This is a genomic window from Aeromonas salmonicida subsp. salmonicida, from assembly GCF_001643305.1.
Classification (GTDB): Bacteria; Pseudomonadota; Gammaproteobacteria; order Enterobacterales; family Aeromonadaceae; genus Aeromonas; species Aeromonas salmonicida.
This window is the reverse complement of record NZ_LSGW01000106.1, coordinates 1-4,180: the sequence shown is the minus strand read 5'-3', so window position 1 is coordinate 4,180 and position 4,180 is coordinate 1. Positions and strand designations below refer to the sequence as shown.

The window sequence follows — 4,180 nt, the reverse complement described above, 5'->3', positions numbered from 1 at the left end:
TAGGATCAGTTATTTAGAAGCCCGCTTGCTGACCCGCACTATCAACGGCAAAGAGCGGCAGGTGCTGACCTCAATGGTCGACCCGATGCGTTTCCCTGGCGCCGATATCGTCGAACTGTATGGCCATCGCTGGGAAATCGAGTTGGGCTATCGGGAGATGAAGCACTGCCTGCAACAGCACCGGCTGACCCTGCGCAGCAAGAAGGCGGCGGGAATACGGCAAGAGCTATGGGGTGTGTTGCTGGCGTACAACCTGTTACGCAGCCAGATGGTGAAGATGGCGGCGAGCCTGAAGGGATACACGGCGAGTCAGCTGAGTTTTCACATGGCCTCGGTGTACCTCATCCATGAACTGAGCTGCATGCCGTATGTGTCACCGGGGAATATCCCGGGACGCGTTGCGGAGCTGGAGAAACAGGCGGGACAGTTTGTATTGCCGGCCCGAAGGGAGCGAAGTTATCCTCGCTGCGTGAAGCCCAGGCCACAGAAGTATGGAGTTAAAAAAGCTAATAAAAACAATGCCAGTCAGGCTTAACTGACTGGCATTAACCCCACGGGGTGGCCTCTTTGCGTTTATCGAATCAACCCGCCAGGGGCATATCGACGGTTATGCCCGCAGCAGAGGACGTTGCTGGCGATCGGCCAGCGTCATCAGCACGTCCAGCTGCTCCTGTTTTTGCACCATGACTCCGTTGCGGCTGGTACGCATGTCGCTAACCACCTCCTCCATGCTCAGGGCGGCATTGCGCGGATCGTGCATCGCCATGGAACCAATCACCTGTGCGGTACGACCCACCCCGGCACGGCAGTGAACCACTGGCAGCAGCTTGTTGGCATCACCTACCGCCGAACTGCCCGCCTTTTCATAGATGGCACGCTTCTCTTGCGCCTTTTGCTCCAGCAGGGCAGAGAGCTGCTCGGTCACCTCGGCACTCACAGCCGTTTTATCCGGCCAGTTGCTGACATGGACGACAGGTACTGCGATCCCCTTCTTGCCCGAACCCGGCATGGTCAGCGCCATCTGATAGACATCGGCCTGAATACCATCACCAAGGTCGATGCTCTCTTTATGCGTGGATGTGACCGACATAGCCCCATACTGCCCGTTTTGGCGGAAATAGTTGGGCATATTGAACTGGGGGTTGGCGATCTCGTGGGCGGAAGCCAGGACTGCCAGAACCGGTGTCCGGTTGTCGAACAGCATCTGCAGATGGCTCTCCAACTGACTCTCAAGCGGGTACTGGCAGGCGATGGATCTATGGGCGCCAGCCTGTACATAGTTGGCATTGAGATCTGCGCGTACTGCGGTCGCCTTGTTGGCCTGAATATCTCTGAAGCGGTTGAGCTTGCTACCATCAGGGCTTTGCAGATAACGATCTGGTTGCACCGAGGGTTGCAACTGTTGCTGCAAACCGGCCAGCCTGCTGCTCAGTTCCCGCTTCGTCTGGGCCCCATAGGGCTCAACCGCCGCAGGGGTCACCATTCTGGGCGCGGCACTCCTGAGTCGTTCATGCTGCTGGGCCAGTGCCGGGCCGGCATTGTGCGGAGGAAGGGCCGGAGCACGACGTGGCGGCAATGGCGGCGCATCCTGACCGGCTGGCGCGCTGGCTGCGTGATGCTGTGCTCCCTGCTGACGCATGGCGGCATCCAGCAAGGTCTTGGCGTCCTTGAGGGTCAGCTGATCGCTGCGCAATCCCACCAACTGACTCTGGCTATTGCCGATGCTGCGCAGTTCGAAGTTATTGTGATTGAAGCGGATAGCGCTTTTGTGCAGCGCAGCGACATCGTCCTGATTGAGGGCAATATCCTGCACGTGGCGGAGAACCTCCTGAGCAAATGCCTTTTCGGTGTCTCGAGCACCATTGGTCACCGTCAGGCCCTGAAAACTCCCCTCGCGATTGGCGGCAACATTGCCTCTCAATTTGCCTATCAGCTCGCCGTTCTGCTGTTCGGCCAGTCGGGATACCTGTTGGTGAAGGGTTTGAATAGTCAGGTTCATCTTTACCTCGGATGGCATGAGTGAGTCGCGAGTATAGAAAGCGGCTTTTCTTCATCCTTGCACTGCCAGCCGGATATTTTTAGGCAAGGTGCAAAATGGCCAATAGCGACAAAATGGACGGTGATAAGTGACAAATTTGATGGGGGTTTTTCGTTAGTTTGCTCGCCTCTTCCCCAGATTTCACAGGCAAACAGAGATGACCGAACAATTCGATGCCGCAGTGGCGGCCTTGGGCCAACACCTCGGGCTCACACTGACCACCACAGAAGGTATCGCCAGTCTCACACTGGATGGCTCTCATACCATTCATCTGGCCCCGCTTGGCAATAGCCAGCTCTCCCTCTTTATGCGCCTCGCGCCGCTCAAAGACGCCGAGCAGGCCATCACCCTGCTGCAACAGAATCTCTTCAGCGCCGACCCCTTCTCACCCCGGATGGCACTCTCGCCGGACCTGTACCTGATCCTCTGGAGCCAACACCCCGCCAGCAGCATGGATGGCAGCAGCCTCTATCAGGCGCTGACCCTGCTGCATAACCATGCCCAACGCTGGTTGTGCCATCAGTCAGAGGGAGACTCACCGACTGCAGATGAGAGCCACCCAGCCCCCATTCTGCGAGTCTGACCGCTCACTTCGCCGCCAGTTTCCACGGAACTCTGTGATCCTCTTCACGCTTGGCGGCGAAACAGAGGAAAACTAGGAAAATTTCCTAGCCCCACTCATATACAGGATCTTTAGCAGCAACCAATTGAAATATATATATGAAAAAGGCTTCGTTTGTGATCTGATTTTATCGCCAAACAAAACTGCCACGCCCGAAGCCATGACTATTATCGATGCCAACCACTATATCAATCAACTACTCACTCCCGCCGAGACCGAGTGCATTGCCCGCCTCTGCAAGTTTTGCCTGCGTCTACGCGCCATTACCCCCTGGATGCTGGTCACCTCCCTGCTACGCGCTTTCGGGGGCGGCAAGGTCGGTGCGATTGCCTGCTTGCACCAGCATTTCAATGGCTTGCAGCTCGCACATACTCACCAGGTCTCCTACAAACCCTTTCACAACCAGTTGCGTAAACCCGCGTTTGCCCAATTTATGAAGGCCCTGGTTGAGCGAGCGATTGCCCTGCGCATCGGCCAGCAGGTGACTGACGTTGCCCAGGGCGCTTTCAAGCAGGTGCTGCTTCAGGATGGCACCTCTTTTGCGGTCCACAAGCGTCTTGCCACGGTCTTTCCCGGGCGATTCAAGACCATCAGTCCCGCCGCCATTGAGTGCCACATGACCATGTCACTGCTGGAGCAAAAACCGCTCTGTATGCAGCTCTCAGCCGACACCGCATCAGAGCGCCAGTTTCTCCCGGATGCCAAAAAGCTGACCGGCAGCCTGCTGCTGGCGGATGCGGGTTACATTGACCGCGCCTATTTTGCCGAGGTGAACAAGGCCGGCTGCTTCTATCTGGTGCGGGGCAGAAAAGGGTTGAACCCGAAGATCCTCCGCGCCTGGCGAGATGATGGGCGTGCCGTGGAAAAGCTGACAGGCATGTCGCTTAAAGAAGAGGGACGGCGGCACTGCCGGGCAGAAGTACTTGATATGGATGTAAAATCAGGCAAGTACGAGTATCGGCTGATCCGGCGCTGGTTCGCCGAGGAGACGCGATTCTGCGTCTGGATGACTAACTTGGCACGAGAGACATGGCCAGCAGAGCGGGTGATGCGTCTGTATCGCTGCCGCTGGCAGGTCGAGTTGCTGTTCAAGGAGCGGAAATCGTACAACAACCTCAAGGGTTTTGTGACGGGTCAAAAAGCGATCACCGAGGGGCTGGTGTGGGACAGTTTGCTGTCACTGGTGTTGAAGCGACGAGTGGCTCAGACCCTGGTGAAAGAGGGATTATCCACACTGAAGGCCGCAAAGAGCGGCATGACGTGGTGGCTGCCGATATTGGAAGCGGTAGCGCACCGGGCCCTCAGTGAAATAAGGGAGAAGCTGGAATGGGTCGTCGATTTTCTGTCAAAAAACGCTCGCAGGACAAAGCAGCGAAAATCTATACAAAACAGGACCTTGGAAGGGATTTTAATGAGCCTGTAAATCCAATTGAGTAACCGCCCACGAATAAGTAATTTTTTCAAAAGGATACCTTCGTGGGTAAGCAAATGGAACAAGACAAACTAAAAGCACTGGCCGC

The 4,180-nt window shown here is 56.3% G+C and carries 4 protein-coding genes; 3 read left to right on the top strand and 1 reads right to left on the bottom strand.

The window, feature by feature from the left end:
- The coding region (locus tag AXW79_RS20030; protein WP_155736676.1) for a transposase at positions 1-535 on the top strand (535 nt) is incomplete at its 5' end.
- A gap of 72 nt (positions 536-607) precedes the next feature.
- Here AXW79_RS20030 and aopH read toward each other — a convergent pair.
- Entirely contained in the window at positions 608-1,999 is a 1,392-nt protein-coding gene (gene aopH / locus AXW79_RS20025; protein ID WP_005321607.1) for a T3SS effector protein-tyrosine-phosphatase AopH, read from the bottom strand.
- Positions 2,000-2,195: 196 nt separating this feature from the next.
- On the opposite strand from aopH, the gene AXW79_RS20020 reads away from it, so the two are divergent.
- A complete protein-coding gene (locus AXW79_RS20020) occupies positions 2,196-2,621 on the top strand; it encodes a CesT family type III secretion system chaperone (RefSeq protein WP_005321603.1) in 426 nt (141 codons plus the stop codon).
- A 199-nt stretch (positions 2,622-2,820) separates the two neighbouring features.
- The gene (locus tag AXW79_RS20015; RefSeq protein WP_011899420.1) at positions 2,821-4,083 is read left to right on the top strand and encodes an IS4 family transposase; all 1,263 of its coding nucleotides are present in this window, start codon (positions 2,821-2,823) and stop codon (positions 4,081-4,083) included.
- The last annotated feature ends 97 nt before the right edge of the window (positions 4,084-4,180 follow it).